This window comes from Pseudomonas sp. B5(2017) (genome assembly GCF_002112825.1).
Lineage (GTDB): Bacteria > Pseudomonadota > Gammaproteobacteria > Pseudomonadales > Pseudomonadaceae > Aquipseudomonas > Aquipseudomonas putida_Z.
This window is the reverse complement of sequence record NZ_NEIR01000005.1, coordinates 315,456-330,598: the sequence shown is the minus strand read 5'-3', so window position 1 is coordinate 330,598 and position 15,143 is coordinate 315,456. Positions and strand designations below refer to the sequence as shown.

15 protein-coding genes are annotated in these 15,143 nt (G+C 64.4%); 11 read left to right on the top strand and 4 right to left on the bottom strand.

Translation table 11 applies throughout. The features are described from left to right. Positions 1-96: 96 nt before the first annotated feature. Positions 97-1,491: an argininosuccinate lyase gene (gene argH / locus CAG00_RS10290; RefSeq protein WP_025337274.1), complete on the bottom strand. Its 1,395-nt coding sequence runs from the start codon at positions 1,489-1,491 to the stop codon at positions 97-99. Positions 1,492-1,788: 297 nt separating this feature from the next. On the opposite strand from argH, the gene CAG00_RS10285 reads away from it, so the two are divergent. The 7 genes from CAG00_RS10285 (at position 1,789) to rsd (ending at position 8,291) form a co-directional block, all read left to right on the top strand. Beyond that, positions 1,789-2,532, top strand: a complete 744-nt coding sequence (locus tag CAG00_RS10285; RefSeq protein WP_015268539.1) for a LytTR family DNA-binding domain-containing protein — start codon at positions 1,789-1,791, stop codon at positions 2,530-2,532. Positions 2,533-2,775: 243 nt separating this feature from the next. Beyond that, on the top strand, positions 2,776-3,717 hold the full coding sequence (hemC, locus tag CAG00_RS10280; protein ID WP_085664200.1) for a hydroxymethylbilane synthase: 942 nt from the start codon (positions 2,776-2,778) through the stop codon (positions 3,715-3,717). Next, a complete protein-coding gene (locus CAG00_RS29045) occupies positions 3,714-4,481 on the top strand; it encodes a uroporphyrinogen-III synthase (RefSeq protein ID WP_238067130.1) in 768 nt (255 codons plus the stop codon). Before hemC ends, CAG00_RS29045 begins: the two co-directional genes overlap by 4 nt. A 45-nt stretch (positions 4,482-4,526) precedes the next feature. After that, positions 4,527-5,627, top strand: a complete 1,101-nt coding sequence (locus CAG00_RS29040) for a uroporphyrinogen-III C-methyltransferase (protein WP_084785108.1) — start codon at positions 4,527-4,529, stop codon at positions 5,625-5,627. After that, positions 5,624-6,862 carry a heme biosynthesis protein HemY gene (locus CAG00_RS10270; RefSeq protein WP_015268543.1) on the top strand — a complete coding sequence of 413 codons (1,239 nt, stop codon included), beginning with the start codon at positions 5,624-5,626 and terminating at the stop codon, positions 6,860-6,862. The genes CAG00_RS29040 and CAG00_RS10270 overlap by 4 nt, the downstream gene beginning before the upstream one ends. Before the next feature lie 221 nt (positions 6,863-7,083). Continuing rightward, the gene (locus CAG00_RS10265; protein ID WP_085664199.1) at positions 7,084-7,590 is read left to right on the top strand and encodes a disulfide bond formation protein B; all 507 of its coding nucleotides are present in this window, start codon (positions 7,084-7,086) and stop codon (positions 7,588-7,590) included. 230 nt (positions 7,591-7,820) lie between these two features. After that, positions 7,821-8,291 (top strand): sigma D regulator, encoded by a 471-nt coding sequence (gene rsd, locus CAG00_RS10260; protein ID WP_085664198.1) that lies wholly within the window; start codon positions 7,821-7,823, stop codon positions 8,289-8,291. A 9-nt stretch (positions 8,292-8,300) separates the two neighbouring features. Here rsd and CAG00_RS10255 read toward each other — a convergent pair whose 3' ends face one another. Beyond that, positions 8,301-8,939 (bottom strand): FKBP-type peptidyl-prolyl cis-trans isomerase, encoded by a 639-nt coding sequence (locus CAG00_RS10255; RefSeq protein WP_085619355.1) that lies wholly within the window; start codon positions 8,937-8,939, stop codon positions 8,301-8,303. 380 nt (positions 8,940-9,319) lie between these two features. On the opposite strand from CAG00_RS10255, the gene CAG00_RS10250 reads away from it, so the two are divergent. Continuing rightward, complete coding sequence (locus CAG00_RS10250) at positions 9,320-10,480, top strand: AlgP family protein (RefSeq protein ID WP_085664197.1); 1,161 nt, start codon at positions 9,320-9,322, stop codon at positions 10,478-10,480. On the opposite strand, the gene CAG00_RS10245 is transcribed toward CAG00_RS10250, so the two are convergent. Then, positions 10,456-10,938: a TIGR02444 family protein gene (locus CAG00_RS10245; protein ID WP_085664196.1), complete on the bottom strand. Its 483-nt coding sequence runs from the start codon at positions 10,936-10,938 to the stop codon at positions 10,456-10,458. The genes CAG00_RS10250 and CAG00_RS10245 overlap by 25 nt on opposite strands. A gap of 50 nt (positions 10,939-10,988) precedes the next feature. On the opposite strand from CAG00_RS10245, the gene abc-f reads away from it, so the two are divergent. From abc-f to CAG00_RS10230, 3 genes are all read left to right on the top strand, one after another. Further along, positions 10,989-12,899, top strand: a complete 1,911-nt coding sequence (gene abc-f / locus CAG00_RS10240; RefSeq protein WP_085664195.1) for a ribosomal protection-like ABC-F family protein — start codon at positions 10,989-10,991, stop codon at positions 12,897-12,899. Continuing rightward, on the top strand, positions 12,899-13,486 hold the full coding sequence (locus tag CAG00_RS10235) for a mechanosensitive ion channel family protein (RefSeq protein WP_085664194.1): 588 nt from the start codon (positions 12,899-12,901) through the stop codon (positions 13,484-13,486). Before abc-f ends, CAG00_RS10235 begins: the two co-directional genes overlap by 1 nt. Before the next feature lie 199 nt (positions 13,487-13,685). Beyond that, the gene (locus tag CAG00_RS10230; protein ID WP_046616418.1) at positions 13,686-14,318 is read left to right on the top strand and encodes a LysE family transporter; all 633 of its coding nucleotides are present in this window, start codon (positions 13,686-13,688) and stop codon (positions 14,316-14,318) included. Between the two features lie 72 nt (positions 14,319-14,390). Here CAG00_RS10230 and CAG00_RS10225 read toward each other — a convergent pair whose 3' ends face one another. Then, on the bottom strand, positions 14,391-15,143 hold the full coding sequence (locus tag CAG00_RS10225; protein WP_025337287.1) for a slipin family protein: 753 nt from the start codon (positions 15,141-15,143) through the stop codon (positions 14,391-14,393).

Sequence of the window (15,143 nt, the reverse complement as noted above, 5' to 3'; positions counted from 1 at the left end):
TGGACCCTTCGCGGGCACGCCCGCTCCCACAGGGAAACGATGTACCTGTGGGAGCGGGCGTGCCCGCGAACGAGGGCGAAGCCCTCGCAATGGGCCTTAACGCGAAGCCAGCAGCGCCTTGCCGCGGGCGACGGCCGCACGCACCTGCGCCGGTGCGGTACCACCAATGTGGTTACGGGCATTCACCGAGCCTTCCAGGGTCAGCACGGCAAACACGTCCTGCTCGATCTGGTCGCTGAACTGGCGCAGTTCGTCCAGGCTCATTTCGGCCAGGTCCTTGCCGGTGTCCACGCCATACTTCACCGCGTGACCCACGATCTCGTGGCAGTCACGGAACGGCAGGCCACGGCGTACCAGGTAGTCGGCCAGGTCGGTGGCGGTGGAGAAACCGCGCAGGGCCGCTTCACGCATGATGGCGTGCTTGGGCTTGATTGCCGGGATCATGTCGGCAAAGGCACGCAGCGAGTCGCGCAGGGTGTCGGCGGCGTCGAACAGCGGTTCCTTGTCTTCCTGGTTGTCCTTGTTGTAGGCCAGCGGCTGGCCTTTCATCAGGGTCAGCAGGCCAGTCAGGGCGCCGAACACACGGCCGCTCTTGCCACGTACCAGTTCCGGCACGTCCGGGTTCTTTTTCTGCGGCATGATGGAGCTGCCGGTGCAGAAGCGGTCTGGCAGGTCGATGAACTGGAACTGTGCGCTGGTCCACAGCACCAGCTCTTCGGAGAAGCGCGACAGGTGCATCATCGCCACGCTGGCGGCGGCGCAGAATTCGATGGCGAAGTCGCGGTCCGACACGCCGTCCAGCGAGTTGCCGGCCACGGCTTCGAAGCCCAGCAGCTTGCAGGTGAGTTCACGGTCGATCGGGTAGGTGGTGCCTGCCAGCGCGGCGCTGCCCAGGGGCATGCGGTTGGCACGCTTGCGGCAGTCGACCAGGCGCTCGTAGTCGCGGCTGAGCATTTCGAACCAGGCCAGCAGGTGGTGGCCGAAGGTGACCGGCTGGGCAGTTTGCAGGTGGGTGAAGCCGGGCATGATGGTTTCGGCTTCACGTTCGGCCTGCTCCAGCAGGCCCTGCTGCAGGCGGGTGATTTCGGCCAGAATCAGGTCGATTTCGTCGCGCAGCCAAAGGCGAATGTCGGTGGCCACCTGGTCGTTGCGGCTACGGCCGGTGTGCAGCTTCTTGCCAGTGATGCCGATACGGTCGGTCAGGCGTGCCTCGATGTTCATGTGCACGTCTTCGAGGTCGACACGCCAGTCGAAGGTGCCAGCCTCGATCTCGCCCTGGATGGTCTTCAGGCCATCGATGATGGTGTCGCGCTCGGCATCGCTGAGCACGCCGACTTGCGCCAGCATGGTGGCATGGGCGATCGAACCCATGATGTCGTGGCGGTACAGGCGCTTGTCGAAATCGACCGAGGCGGTGAAACGGGCGACGAAGGCGTCGACGGGCTCACTGAAGCGGCCGCCCCAGGACTGATTGGTCTTGTCGGTGCTCATGGATTCACTCATTGCAGGCGTGAACGAAAAAGTGGCGCCGATGATAGCAGGGTTTGGGCTGGCCGCCGCAGGGCGCTGGTCGAGAGAAATGCGCGGAAAACGATAGAGAAGGATTTGCAGGAATGAACGGCAGTGTTCCACGGACCGTCTACAGTTGGACAGAGGACTGGCAGTGAATCTGCCGGCCGAGTGAATCTTTGGCCATCGCACCGGTCTAGAGCGTGACCTTAGTGTCGCTCGAACCATACCTGTCTACGCTATACCTGTGCGAGACTCATTCAGGAATCCAGCGCAATTATGAATGTCCTGATCGTTGATGACGAACCCCAAGGCCGTGAGCGGCTTAGCCGGCTGCTCGGCGAACTGGAGGGTTACACCGTGCTGGAGCCTAGCGCCACCAACGGCGAGGAGGCCTTGGCGCTGATCGAAAGCCTCAAGCCCGATGTGGTCCTGCTGGACATCGGCATGCCGGGCCTGGACGGCCTGCAGGTTGCTGCTCGCCTGTGCGAGCGCGAGGCGCCGCCGGCGGTGGTGTTTTGCACCGGGGACGATGAATACGGTGCCGAGGCTTTCAAGGACAGTACCCTCAGCCATGTGACCAAACCTTTCCAGGCCCAGGCCTTGCGCGATGCCTTGCGCAAGGCTGAAAAGCCCAACCGCGCCCAATTGGCGGCGCTCACCAGGCCCGCCAATGAAGGCGGTGGCCCGCGTAGCCACATCAGTGCCCGCACGCGCAAAGGCATCGAACTGATCCCTTTGCCCCAGGTGATCTATTTCATTGCCGATCACAAGTACGTGACCTTGCGCCACGAGGCCGGGGAAGTACTGCTGGACGAGCCGCTCAAGGCCCTGGAAGACGAGTTTGGCGAACGCTTCGTGCGTATCCACCGCAATGCGCTGGTCGCCCGCGAGCGTATCGAACGCCTGCAGCGCACGCCGCTGGGGCATTTCCAGCTATACCTGAAAGGCCTTGACGGTGACGCCCTGACCGTCAGCCGGCGCCATGTGGCCGGTGTGCGCAAGATGATGCAAACCCTCTGAGCCCTTTGCGCAAGTCTGTGGATTTGCTCGGGCCTTGTGGGAGCGGCCTTGTGTCGCGAAAGGGCCGCAAAGCGGCCCCAGCAAATTATGCATCACTGCCGAAATCCTGGGGCCGCTGTGCGGCCCTTTCGCGACACAAGGCCGCTCCCACAGCAAACCACGCATGGCCTGTTGATCCGTATCTGCTAGCGATACCGGCGATGCTGTTATCATCGACAGCATTTCTCTGGATCGGGGCGTTCCATGTCCACTCGCGAAATCCGCATTGCCACCCGTAAAAGTGCCTTGGCCCTGTGGCAGGCCGAATACGTCAAAGCCCGCCTCGAGCAGGCCCACCCCGGTCTGCTGGTGACCCTGGTGCCCATGGTCAGCCGTGGCGACAAGCTGCTCGACGCGCCGCTGGCAAAGATCGGTGGCAAGGGCTTGTTCGTCAAGGAACTGGAAACCGCCCTGCTGGACAACGAAGCCGACATCGCCGTGCATTCGATGAAGGACGTGCCTATGGACTTCCCCGATGGCCTGGGCCTGTATTGCATCTGCGAGCGCGAAGACCCGCGCGATGCCTTCGTTTCCAATACCTTTGACAGCCTCGATGAGCTGCCTGCCGGCAGCATCGTCGGTACCTCCAGCCTGCGTCGCCAGGCCCAGTTGCTGGCGCGTCGCCCGGACCTGCAAATCCGCTTCCTGCGCGGCAACGTCAACACCCGCCTGGCCAAGCTGGATGCCGGTGAGTACGACGCCATCATCCTCGCCGCCGCCGGCTTGATCCGCCTGGGCTTCGAAGACCGCATCACCTCCACCATCAGCGTCGATGACAGCCTGCCGGCTGGCGGCCAGGGCGCGGTGGGCATCGAATGCCGCAGCGCCGACCAGCAAATCCACGCGCTGCTGGCGCCGCTGCACCATGCCGATACCGCCGACCGGGTGGTGGCCGAGCGCGCCCTGAACAAACGCCTGAATGGCGGCTGCCAGGTACCGATTGCCTGCTATGCGGTGCTGGAAGGCGACCAGCTGTGGCTGCGTGGCCTGGTCGGCCAGCCCAGCGGCGGTACCCTGCTGGTGGCCGATGCCCGCGCACCACGTACTGCCGCCGAAACCCTGGGCGTGCAGGTGGCCGAGGACCTGCTGGGGCAGGGCGCCGAGGCCATCCTCAAGGAAGTCTACGGCGAGGCCGGCCACCCGTGAGTTCGTGGCGCCTGTTGCTGACCCGGCCTGCCGAGGACTGTGCGGCACTGGCGCAAAGCCTGGCAGCGGCGGGGGTAGCCAGCAGCTGCCTGCCGCTGCTGGCAATCGAGCCCGTCGCTGTGGATAACCAGCAACGCCTGTTGCTGGAAGGCCTGCAGGGCTTCCGGGCGATCATCGTGGTCAGCAAGCCGGCAGCCCGGTTGTTGCTTGAGCAACTGGCCGATGCCGGCCTGCAGCCACCCGTGCAAGGCTGGTTCACTGTGGGCGAGGCAACCGCCGCCGTGCTGCAGGGCGCGGGCCTGGCGGTGAGCTTCCCCCCACGTGGCGATGACAGCGAAGCGTTGCTGGCGCTGCCAGCCCTGCGCCAGGCAGTTGCCGTGCCGGCACCGCGGATCTTGATCGTTCGTGGCGTCGGAGGTCGCGAACTGCTGGCAGAGCGTCTTGCAGAGCAAGGTGCTAGTGTCGATTATCTGGAACTGTATCGTCGCTGCCTGCCGGCTTACCCGGCGGGCACCCTGATGCGCCGCATCGAAGCGGAACGCCTCAATGGCCTGGTGGTCAGCAGTGGGCAGGGTTTTGAACACTTGCAGCAGATGGCCGGCGCCGATTGGCCGCAGCTGGCGCGTCTGCCGCTGTTCGTGCCCAGCCCTCGGGTTGCCGAGCAGGCCAGGGCCGCCGGGGCCCAACAGGTTGTGGATTGCCGTGGCGCCAGTGCCACGGCCTTGCTGGCAGCCGTGCAGCGCAGCGCTGCACCTGCCTCTTAAGGCGCTAAGCTGAACGCGATGCGCCCCCATGCAAAGGATGGATACGTGAGCGAGACTGTCTTGTCCAATAACGATCAGCCGTCGGCACAGGCGCCGGCGGAACCCGTCACCACCCCACCTGCCAAGCGCTCCGGCAGTGGCCTGGCAACGTTGGCCCTGCTGTTGGGCGCGGCCGGGGTGGCGGTAGGTGGCTGGGGTGTCTGGCAGGTGCGTCAACTGCAAGGCAGCGAATTCAACCAGGGCCAGCACATCGAGGCGCTGAACCAGCGCGCCGAAGCCCTGCAGCAGCGTGAACAGCAGATCAGCGCGCAGCTGGCCAGCCTGCCGGCGGCCAGCGAGCTGGAAGACCGCCGCCGCCTGGTGGCGCAGTTGCAAGGCGACCAGCAACGCCTCAGCCAGCGCCTGGAAACCGTACTGGGCGAAAGCCGCAAGGAATGGCGCCTGGCCGAGGCCGAGCACCTGCTGCGCCTGGCCACCCTGCGCCTGTCGGCGCTGCAGGACATCACCAGTGCCAAGGCTTTGGTCGAGGGGGCGGACGAGATCCTGCGCGAGCAGAGCGATCCGGGTGCCTTCGCCGCCCGTGAGCAACTGGCGCGCAGCCTGGCCACGCTCAACAGCACCCAGCAACCGGACCGTACCGGCCTGTTCCTGAAACTGGCCGCTCAGCGCGAGCTGGTGCAGCAACTCAGCGCCCAGTCGCCGGAGTTCGACACCAATGCCGATGCCTTGGGCGCGCTCACCGCCGATGGTGACGGCGCCAGTCGCCTGTCCCAGTGGTGGGCCGAGATCTCCAAGTACTTCCAGATCGACTTCAACGCCGATGACAACGTGCGTCCGCTGCTGGCCGGGCAGCAACTGAACCAGCTGCGCCTGGCCCTGAGCCTGACCATCGAGCAGGCCCAGTGGGCAGCGCTCAATGGCGATAGCAAGGTGTACACCCAGGCGCTGGACGACGCCCGCAGCGTGCTGCTGGCCAACTTCAACGCCGACAACCCGCAAAGCAAGGCCATGCTTGACAGCCTCAACGCCCTGGCCGAACAGCCGGTGTCGGTGGTTACCCCCGACCTCAGCGAAAGCCTGGCCGCAGTGCAGGCCTATATACAGCGCCGCCACCTGCCGGCCGAGGCTGAAGGGGGCAAGCCATGAAGCGTGTCTACCTGCTGGCCGTGCTGGCGATCGTGGTCGCCGCGGCGCTGGGTATTGCGGTCGCCAAGCACAGCGGCTACGTGCTGATTTCCTATGGCAGCTTCCGCTACCAGTCGGGGCTGTGGGCGGCCCTCGCCGGCTTGCTGGTTGTGGTGCTGCTGCTGTGGCTGGTGCGCTACCTGGTCGGCCTGGTGCTGACTTCCAGCGGCGTGGTCAACCCGTGGTCGCGGCGTAATCGCAGCCGGCGCGTTCGTCTGGCCATCGAGCAGGGCCAGCTGGACCTCGCCGAGGGCCGTTGGGCCAGTGCCCAGCGCCATCTGCACCGTGCCGCCGAGGCCGAGCGCCAGCCGTTGCTGTACTACCTCGGTGCCGCGCGTGCCGCCAACGAGCAAGGCCGAACCGAAGACAGCGACAACCTGCTGGAACGTGCCCTGGAGCGCCAGCCGCAAGCGGAACTGGCTATCGCCCTGACCCATGCACAGTTGCAGATGGACCGTGGCGAAAGCGACGGCGCCCTCGAAACCCTGTTGGCCATGCAGGAGCGCCACCCGCACAACGGCCAGGTGCTGCGCCTGCTGCAGCGCCTGCACCTGGAGCGCGGCGACTGGTCGGCATTGATCCGCCTGCTGCCCGACCTGCGCAAGGGCAAGGTGCTGCCAGCCGCCGAGCTGGCTGCCCTGGAGCAACGTGCCTGGGGCCAGAACCTGAGCCTGGCCACCACCCGTGGCGAGGATGCGCAAAGTGCCCGTCAGGCCCTGGAGCGCGCCTGGCAGCAACTGACCGCAGCCCAGCGCCAGGAGCCACAGCTGGTGCTGGCCTATGCCGAGCAATTGCGCCAGGTGGGTGCCCAGAGCGAAGCCGAACAAGTGCTGCGTACCGCCCTCAAGCGTGAATACGAAAGCCACCTGGCCCGCCTGTACGGCCTGGTGCGCGGCGATGACCCGGCGCGCCAGCTGCAAACAGCCGAAGGTTGGCTCAAGGCCCACCCGCAAGATGCCAGCCTGCTGCTTACCCTGGGCCGTCTGAGCTTACAGAACCGCCTGTGGGGCAAGGCGCGCGACTACCTGGAAAGCAGCCTGCGCATGGAGCGCAACCCCGAAGCCTGTGCCGAGCTGGCGCGCCTGCTCGCTGGCCTTGGCGAGACCGAGCGCAGCAACCAGCTGTTCCAGGAGGGCCTCGGCCTGCTGGACGAGCGCCTGCTAGCCCTGCCTTTGCCCGAAGGCGTACGCGCCTGACCTACCCCAGGGCCCGCGCAAAGGCGCGGGCCTTGGGGGCGGGTAACCTTTCTCTCGATGTAAGTTAGATCTGCAATCCATTTCTTCAGACGTTTCCTACTGCATAGTTGGAAATTTCCTTCGCGATTCAGCGACTTGTCGTTGCTGTCGCGCCTTGAAACAAAGCGCGTCTTTCCTCTACCGTTTCAGGCCACTTCATTATCCCGGGACCTTCACCGCCCATGTTGCCGGCCCGTTTGCGCACCTTTTTCCTACCTGCCTGTCTTGCTGCATTGGCGGTACTGGCCGCGTCCTTCCACCTGGAAAGCGTCCTCGGGCTGGTGCCCTGCCCATTGTGTTTCAGCCAGCGGCTGCTGCTTGGCGTGTACGCGCTGCTGTGCCTGGCGGCAGTGCTGCAGGCACCGGGTACGGCGGGCATTCGCTGTTACGCGCGGGCGACGCTGGGCTGTTCGCTGGCCGGGGCGTTGCTGGCAGCGCGACATGTCTGGTTGCAAGGGGATGACGGGGCCATCCCGGTCTGCCCGGTGCCGCTCGGGCGGCTGTTCGAGCAATCCTGGGGCGAGGCGGCACGGCAATTGTTGTTCGGCGGACCGGATTGCAACTCGCTGACCTGGAGCTTTCTCGACCTGACCCTGCCCGAGTGGAGCCTGCTGGCCTTCCTGCTGCTGGCGGTGCTGCCCTTGAGTTGCCTGCTGGCGTATCGTTTCCGCACCCTAGCGAGAACATGACCTGGCGCAAGGTTGCGCCATTGGCACGACCAATGGCCGTGTAACAGGGTATTAAACACTTGTATGAACTTTGTCCGCTGCGTACCTTGAAGGGCAGCACGCGCGGGAATAATCTCCCAGCACGCATACCGAAAACACAACTGCTCGATGCCGCCTGCTGATGTCACCTTTGTGCTGCACGGTCGTGGTGCGAGGTGCAGCGGCATCTACCCAGAAGGGAAGAGATCGCCATGCTCGATAGTTGTCAGAACGCTCAGGAACGCTGGGGTGGGGTTCACAAACTGATCGACCGCTGGCTGGAGGAGCGCCAGGAACTGGTGCAGGCTTTCCGCGCGCTGCGGGTTGCCAAGCCGGCCTTCGCCGACAAGGACACGAACGGGGAGTTTTGCACGCTCCTTGTCGACTACGTTTCGGCGTGGCATTTCGAAGTCTGCGAGCAGCTGGTCAGTGAGGCCAAGGCCTTCGGCGACGAGAAGGCGCTGAAGCTGGCCGAAGAGATCAACCCACGGATCAACGACAGTACTCAGATCGCACTGGCCTTCAATGACCATTGCGCCAAGGGTGAATGCAAGGACACCGAACGCTTTGCCGAAAAGCTGGGCAAGCTGGGTGGCCTGCTGCACGAGCGCTTCGAACTGGAAGACTGCCTGATCGAAGTGTTGCACAACGCGCACAAGGAAGAAGGCGCGGTCCAGGCCTGAGGGTTGGCGTCAGTCGCCAACCGCCAGCAGTTCGATCTCGAACACCAAGGGTGTATAGGGTTCGATCAGGTCGCCCGCGCCCTCGGCGCCATAAGCTTGCGCTGAGGGAATCACCAGGCGCCATTTGGCGCCGGTGTGCATCTTTGGCAAGGCCACCTGCCACCCTTCGATTACCGAGTCCAGGCTGAACCACTGGGGCGTCTGGTTCTGGTCGAACACCGAGCCGTCTGGCAGCCTGCCCACGTAGCGCACTTGCACCTTGCCACCGGCTTTGGGCTGCGCACCCGTACCTGCTTGCAGTTCGCTGTAGAGCACGCCCTCCGGTAGTTCGTGCACGCCATAACGACCACGCTCGGTGGCCATGAAGCGTGTTTCGGCAGCTTGAAGTTTCTGCATGGCGGCGTCGCCTTCCTGGGCTTCCTGCTGCTGGAGCAAGGCCTGCATGCGTGCCTTGTCGAGTTTCAGCGGTTGCCCCTGGTAGGACTGGCGCAGGCCTTCTACCAGCGCATCCAGTTGCAGGCCCGGCATATCCTGGCGCAGCCGCTCACCCAGGCTGGCGCCGATACTGTAGGCGAGGTCATGTTCTTCGCTGTCGGCCAAGGCGATGGGTGCCAGCAGGCATAAACCTAAAACAAGATATCGAGGCATGGTCAGTTCCTGCGCCAATGAGCGGGGAAGTATGCCAGTGTTCGTTATTTGTATTCGCCTTTTTACGCCCGCTGTAGGAGCGGCCTTGTGTCGCGAAAGGGCTGCGGAGCAGCCCCGGCGATATTTGCCCTGGCGCTGACACCGGGGGCCGCTCTGCGCCCCATCGCGACACAAGGCCGCTCCTGCAGGGGGCTGCGCAGTACAGATAATTGCCAAATATCAGCAATGATTTATTCAGCAACTACACTTGCTCGGAGCTGCAAGATAACAACTTTGCCCAGGCATGCAACGCGGCGTAAATAATACTGTCAACATGCCCTAGCGGCGGTAGCAGCAGAAGCATAGTATGAGCCGCAATCTCGTCAGCCAGGAGGTAAACCATGTCGGCTAAAAAGAAGCCAGTAAGCACGCCGTTACACCTGCTCCAGCAACTTTCGGGCAGCTTGCTCGAACACTTGGAAGATGCCTGCTCGCAAGCGCTGGCTGATGCGGAAAAACTGCTGGCCAAGTTGGAAAAGCAGCGTGGCAAGGCCCAGGAAAAACTGCACAACGGTCGCCTGAAACTGCAAGACGCGGCCAAGGCAGGTAAAGCCAAGGCGCAGACCAAGGCGCAAAAAGTCATTGGCGAACTTGAAGAACTGCTCGACTCCCTCAAGGAGCGTCAAACCCAGACCCGTTCTTATATTCAGCAACTCAAGCGCGATGCCCAGGACAGCCTCAAGCTGGCCCAAGGTGTAGGCAAGGTTCGCGAAGCTGCAGCCAAGGCGCTTGACCAGCGTGCTGCCAAGACCTCCAAACCGGCAGCCGCCAAACCCGTCACCAAGGCTGCTGCGGCCAAACCTGCAGCCAAGCCGGCCGCCAAGGCCACTGCTGCTGCCAAACCTGCGGCTAAGCCAGCCGCCAAGGCCACTGCTGCTGCCAAACCTGCGGCCAAGCCGGCTGCCAAGGCCACTGCTGCTGCCAAACCCGCGGCCAAGCCGGCTGCCAAGGCCACTGCTGCTGCCAAACCTGCGGCTAAGCCAGCCGCCAAGGCCACTGCTGCTGCCAAACCTGCGGCCAAGCCGGCTGCCAAGGCCACTGCTGCTGCCAAACCTGCGGCTAAACCAGCCGCCAAGGCCACTGCTGCTGCCAAACCTGCGGCCAAGCCAGCCGCCAAGGCCACTGCTGCTGCCAAACCTGCAGCCAAGCCGGCTGCCAAGGCCACTGCTGCTGCCAAACCTGCAGCCAAGCCTGCAGCCAAAGCCACCGCAGCCGCTAAACCTGCAGCCAAGCCAGCGGCGGCCAAAACGCCAGCCAAAGCCGCTGCTGCCAAGCCGGCCGCGAAACCAGCTGCCGCCAAGGCCCCAGCACGTACGGCTGCCAAACCCGCCGCCAAGCCAGCAGCTGCCAAGCCTGTTGCCAGCAAGCCAGCCGAAGCCAAACCGGCTACGCCAGCCGCCAGCACTCCGGCCGCCGCGACCAACTCGGCCACCCCGGCAGCTTCGGTAGCGCCATCGGCACCTGCCAGCACCCCGGCTCAGGCACCGTCTTCGGCGTCCTGAAGCGCTGCCGCCGCGACGCGCAACCGAACCAGCGCGTCGTGGTGGCGGGCCTGGGCCGGCGCCAGCTGGTCCAGCCAGTTTTCCATGGGCTCATGGGCGCCCACCGGCCACTGTCGCGAACGCTCCTGCAAGCGTTCCAGCAAGGCTTTCTCGGCCTGTAACTCCAACCCTTTCACCTGCTCACGCAACGCCGCCAGCTGCGCATCACCTTGCGCTGCTGCTCGCCATTGTTGGCGCAAGCTACGTAACGGGTTGACCACTTCGCGCTGCCAAGGCTCGGTAACCTCGCGCAATGCCTGCACGCGTTCGTCCCGCACGGCCACGCCATGCGCCTGCAGCCAGGTTGCGCACAGCAGCAGACAGACATCGCCACCCAGCGCCTGCAAGTCTAGGCAGGCGGCTTCTACGCCGGGCCTGGCGTACAGGGCCAGGGCGTGATTCCACAGGTCGGTGTGCATGGTTCCACTCGCGCTATGGGCCGAGGAAGCTGGTAGACTCCGCGACCATCATGATCAGACTATCCAACCTCACTTTACAGCGTGGTCCGCAGCGCTTGCTAGAAGGCGCCGAGATGACCCTGCACACCGGTCACAAGGCCGGCCTGATCGGCGCCAACGGCGCCGGAAAATCCAGCCTGTTCGCCTTGCTGCGCGGTGAGCTGTCGCCCGATGCCGGCGATTGCCAGCTGCCCGGTGACTGGCGCATCGCCCACATGCGCCAGGAAGTCGATACCCTCGACCGCCTGGCCGTGGACTATGTGCTCGACGGTGACGTGCGCCTGCGCAAGGTCCAGGCCGAACTGGCCGCGGCCGAGCAGGCCCACGACGGTACCGCCCTGGCGCGCCTGCACATTGAGCTGGATAGCGCCGACGGCTATACCGCCGACGCCCGCGCACGCAAGTTGCTGGCCGGCCTTGGTTTCACCAACGAACAGATGGACCGCCGCGTCGGCGACTTCTCCGGTGGCTGGCGGATGCGCCTGAACCTGGCCCAGGCCCTGATGTGCCCGTCCGACCTGCTGCTGCTTGACGAGCCCACCAACCACCTGGACCTGGACGCTATCCTGTGGCTGGAGGACTGGCTCAAGGGCTACCCCGGCACGTTGTTGCTGATCTCCCACGACCGCGACTTCCTCGATGCCGTGGTCGACCATGTGCTGCACGTCGAGCAGCGCAAGCTGAACCTGTACAAAGGCGGCTACACCGCCTTCGAGCGCACCCGGGCCGAGCGCCTGGCGCAACAGCAGCAGGCCTACGAGAAACAGCAGGCCCAGCGTGCGCACATGGAAAAGTACATTGCCCGCTTCAAGGCCCAGGCCACCAAGGCCCGCCAGGCACAGAGCCGGATCAAGGCCCTGGAGCGCATGGAGGAGCTATCGGCGGCGCATGTCGATTCGCCGTTCGACTTCGTTTTCCGCGAGTCGCAGAAAATCTCCAGCCCGCTGCTCAGCCTGTCCGAAGGCCGCCTGGGCTACGGTGACAAGGCGATCCTCGACAAGGTCAAGCTGCAGCTCACCCCCGGTGCGCGCATTGGCCTGCTCGGCCCCAACGGCGCTGGCAAGTCGACCCTGATCAAGAACCTCGCAGGCGAGCTCGAACCATTGTCGGGCCGCCTGGTGCGGGGTGAGAACCTGGCCGTGGGCTACTTCGCCCAGCACCAGCTGGATTCGCTGGACGACAAGGCCAGCCCGCTACTGCACCTGCAGCGCATTGCCCCCACCGAGCGTGAGCAGACCCTGCGCGACTTCCTGGGCGGCTTCGACTTCCATGGCGATCGCGTCGACGAGCCGGTGGTGAACTTCTCCGGTGGCGAGAAGGCCCGCCTGGCGTTGGCCCTGATCGCCTGGGAGCGACCGAACCTGCTGCTGCTCGACGAACCGACCAACCACCTCGACCTGGAAATGCGCCTGGCGCTGACCATGGCCCTGCAGGAGTTTGCCGGTGCCGTGGTGGTGGTGTCGCACGACCGCCATCTGCTCAAGAGCACTACCGACGACTTCCTGTTGGTGGCTGACGGCAAGGTCGACATCTTCGATGGTGACCTGGACGACTACAGCCGCTGGCTGGTCGAGTACCGCCAGCGCAGCGCGCCGGCCAGTACCGCCCCGGTCAACCCGGACAAGACCGACAAGAAGGCCCAACGCCAGGCTGCCGCAGCCTTGCGCCAGCAACTGGCCCCGCACAAGAAGGCCGCTGACAAGCTGGAAGCCGAGCTCAACCAGGTGCACGCGCAACTGGCCGAGATCGAGACCGCGCTGGGTGATGGTGGCCTCTACGACGCGTCGCGCAAGGACGAGTTGCGTGACCTGCTGGCGCGCCAGACCAAGCTGAAGCAGCGCGAAGGCGAACTGGAAGAGGCCTGGATGGAAGCGCTGGAAACCCTCGAAAGCATGCAGGCCGAGCTCGAGGCGCTGTCCTGATGGAGGAACTGCGTTCGCTGCTGCCAGGGCAATGGATGGACACCTTCTGGCTGGGCTTGCAGATCCTGTTGATCCTGGTAGCGGCCTTCGTCCTGCAGCGCATCGTTGCACGCGGGCTGAGCCGCCTGGGCCAGCGTTACCCGTTGCCGCCGGAACTGCTGGTGCCGGTGCGTGGCGGCCTGCGCTGGCTGATCATGGGCAGCGCGTTGCTGTTTGTGCTGGAGCGCCTGGGTGTATCGGCGACTGTGCTGTGGACAGCACTGTCCGGCTTCGTCGCGGTGGCGGCGGTGGCCTTCTTCGCCATGTGGAGTGTGCTGTCCAACCTGCTTTGCGCGGTGCTGATCTTCACCGTCGGGCCGTTTCGTATTGGTGACGTGGTCGAACTGGTCGACACCCTGGACAAGCCGGGCGTCAAGGGCCGGGTGATTGCCATCAACCTGCTGTTCACCACCCTGATGGAAATGCCCGAGGCGGGCGGGGCGCTGGTGCAGGTGCCCAATAGCCAGTTCTTCCAGAAGTCGGTACGGCGCTGGCGCGGGGCTGAGGTGCAGTCCATGCAAAAAGAGTCGTCCGCCGAGGCTGACTGAACCTGCACCGGCCTCTTCGCGGGTAAACCCGCTCCCACAGGAGTTCCGCAGCCCTTGGGGACAGCGCGATACCTGTGGGAGCGGGTTCACCCGCGAAGAGGCCAGCACAGGCAATACAAATCCTTCAGAAATCGCTGGTTATTTTTTCACCAACACCTTAGCTTAACGTTTTGCAACATATGTTCGAGCGAGGTGTGTGATGTCGATGGAAGTGTGGTTGGGCTTCTTTGCCGCCTGTTGGGTGATCAGCCTTTCACCCGGTGCCGGGGCGATTGCCTCGATGTCCAGCGGCCTGCAATACGGCTTCTGGCGTGGTTACTGGAACGCCCTGGGCCTGCAACTGGGCCTGATCGTGCAGATCGCCATCATCGCCGCCGGCGTCGGCGCCATCCTGGCCGCCTCGGCCACGGCCTTCCAGATCATCAAATGGTTCGGCGTCGCCTACCTTGTCTACCTGGCCTACAAGCAATGGCGAGCCTTGCCGATGGACATGAGCGATGAATCCGCCGTGCGCCCTATCGGTAAACCGCTGAGCCTGGTGTTCCGTGGCTTCCTGGTCAACGTCAGCAACCCCAAGGCACTGGTGTTCATGCTGGCGGTGCTGCCGCAGTTCATCAACCCGCATGAACCGCTGTTGCCGCAGTATGTGGCGATCACCGTGACCATGGTCACCGTGGACATGCTGGTGATGGCGGGGTACACCGGGTTGGCTGCGCGGGTTTTGCGCTTGCTGCGTACGCCCAAGCAGCAGAAGCGTTTGAACCGGACGTTCGCCGGGTTGTTCATTGGTGCGGCCACCTTCCTGGCGACCCTGCGCCGCGCACCAGTCTGATAGGCCCGGGGGCTGCTTTGCAGCCCATCGCGACACAAGGCCGCTCCTACAGGGATCGCATGGCGGCCTTTGCTATTTCTGCTTGTCCACCAACCCCTTGAGCAAATCCACCGGCAGCGGAAAGACGATGGTCGAGCTCTTGTCCCCCGCAATCGTCCCCAGCGTCTGCATGTAACGCAACTGCATCGCCCCCGGCTCCTTGCTCAGCATCTGCGCCGCCTGCATCAATTTCTCCGACGCCTGCAACTCACCCTCGGCATGGATCACCTTGGCCCGTCGTTCACGCTCGGCCTCGGCCTGGCGGGCAATGGCACGCACCATCGATTCGTTGAGGTCGACGTGCTTGATCTCGACGTTTGCCACCTTGATGCCCCAGGCATCGGTCTGTGCATCCAGCACCTGGCGAATGTCCGAGTTCAGCTGCTCGCGTTCGGCCAACAGTTCATCCAGTTCGTGCTTGCCGAGCACCGCGCGCAGCGTGGTCTGGGCCAGCTGGCTGGTCGCCACGAGGAAGTCCTCGACCTGGATGATCGCCTTCTGCGGGTCGAGCACGCGGAAGTAGACCACGGCGTTGACCTTGACCGAGACGTTGTCGCGGGTGATCACATCCTGCGGTGGTACATCCAGCACCACGGTGCGCAGGTCGACCCGCACCATTTGCTGGATCACCGGGATCAACAGGATCAGCCCCGGCCCCTTCACCTGCCAGAAGCGCCCCAGCTGGAACACCACGCCGCGCTCGTACTCGCGCAGGATGCGGAATGCCGACAGCAACAGCATCGCCAGCACGATCAGCACCGCGCCGAAGCCCAATTGCATGAACAT

What these genes read in the sequence shown, in the direction of transcription:
- rsd (WP_085664198.1), top strand. Translation starts at nt 7,821, where the DNA reads ATGCTCGATAGTTGTCAGAACGCTCAGGAACGCTGGGGTGGGGTTCAC.
- CAG00_RS10245 (WP_085664196.1), bottom strand. Translation starts at nt 10,938, where the DNA reads ATGCACACCGACCTGTGGAATCACGCCCTGGCCCTGTACGCCAGGCCC.
- CAG00_RS10225 (WP_025337287.1), bottom strand. Translation starts at nt 15,143, where the DNA reads ATGTTCATGCAATTGGGCTTCGGCGCGGTGCTGATCGTGCTGGCGATG.
- CAG00_RS10250 (WP_085664197.1), top strand. Translation starts at nt 9,320, where the DNA reads ATGTCGGCTAAAAAGAAGCCAGTAAGCACGCCGTTACACCTGCTCCAG.
- CAG00_RS10230 (WP_046616418.1), top strand. Translation starts at nt 13,686, where the DNA reads ATGTCGATGGAAGTGTGGTTGGGCTTCTTTGCCGCCTGTTGGGTGATC.
- abc-f (WP_085664195.1), top strand. Translation starts at nt 10,989, where the DNA reads ATGATCAGACTATCCAACCTCACTTTACAGCGTGGTCCGCAGCGCTTG.
- CAG00_RS10265 (WP_085664199.1), top strand. Translation starts at nt 7,084, where the DNA reads ATGTTGCCGGCCCGTTTGCGCACCTTTTTCCTACCTGCCTGTCTTGCT.
- CAG00_RS10235 (WP_085664194.1), top strand. Translation starts at nt 12,899, where the DNA reads ATGGAGGAACTGCGTTCGCTGCTGCCAGGGCAATGGATGGACACCTTC.
- CAG00_RS10255 (WP_085619355.1), bottom strand. Translation starts at nt 8,939, where the DNA reads ATGCCTCGATATCTTGTTTTAGGTTTATGCCTGCTGGCACCCATCGCC.
- CAG00_RS10270 (WP_015268543.1), top strand. Translation starts at nt 5,624, where the DNA reads ATGAAGCGTGTCTACCTGCTGGCCGTGCTGGCGATCGTGGTCGCCGCG.
- hemC (WP_085664200.1), top strand. Translation starts at nt 2,776, where the DNA reads ATGTCCACTCGCGAAATCCGCATTGCCACCCGTAAAAGTGCCTTGGCC.
- CAG00_RS10285 (WP_015268539.1), top strand. Translation starts at nt 1,789, where the DNA reads ATGAATGTCCTGATCGTTGATGACGAACCCCAAGGCCGTGAGCGGCTT.
- argH (WP_025337274.1), bottom strand. Translation starts at nt 1,491, where the DNA reads ATGAGCACCGACAAGACCAATCAGTCCTGGGGCGGCCGCTTCAGTGAG.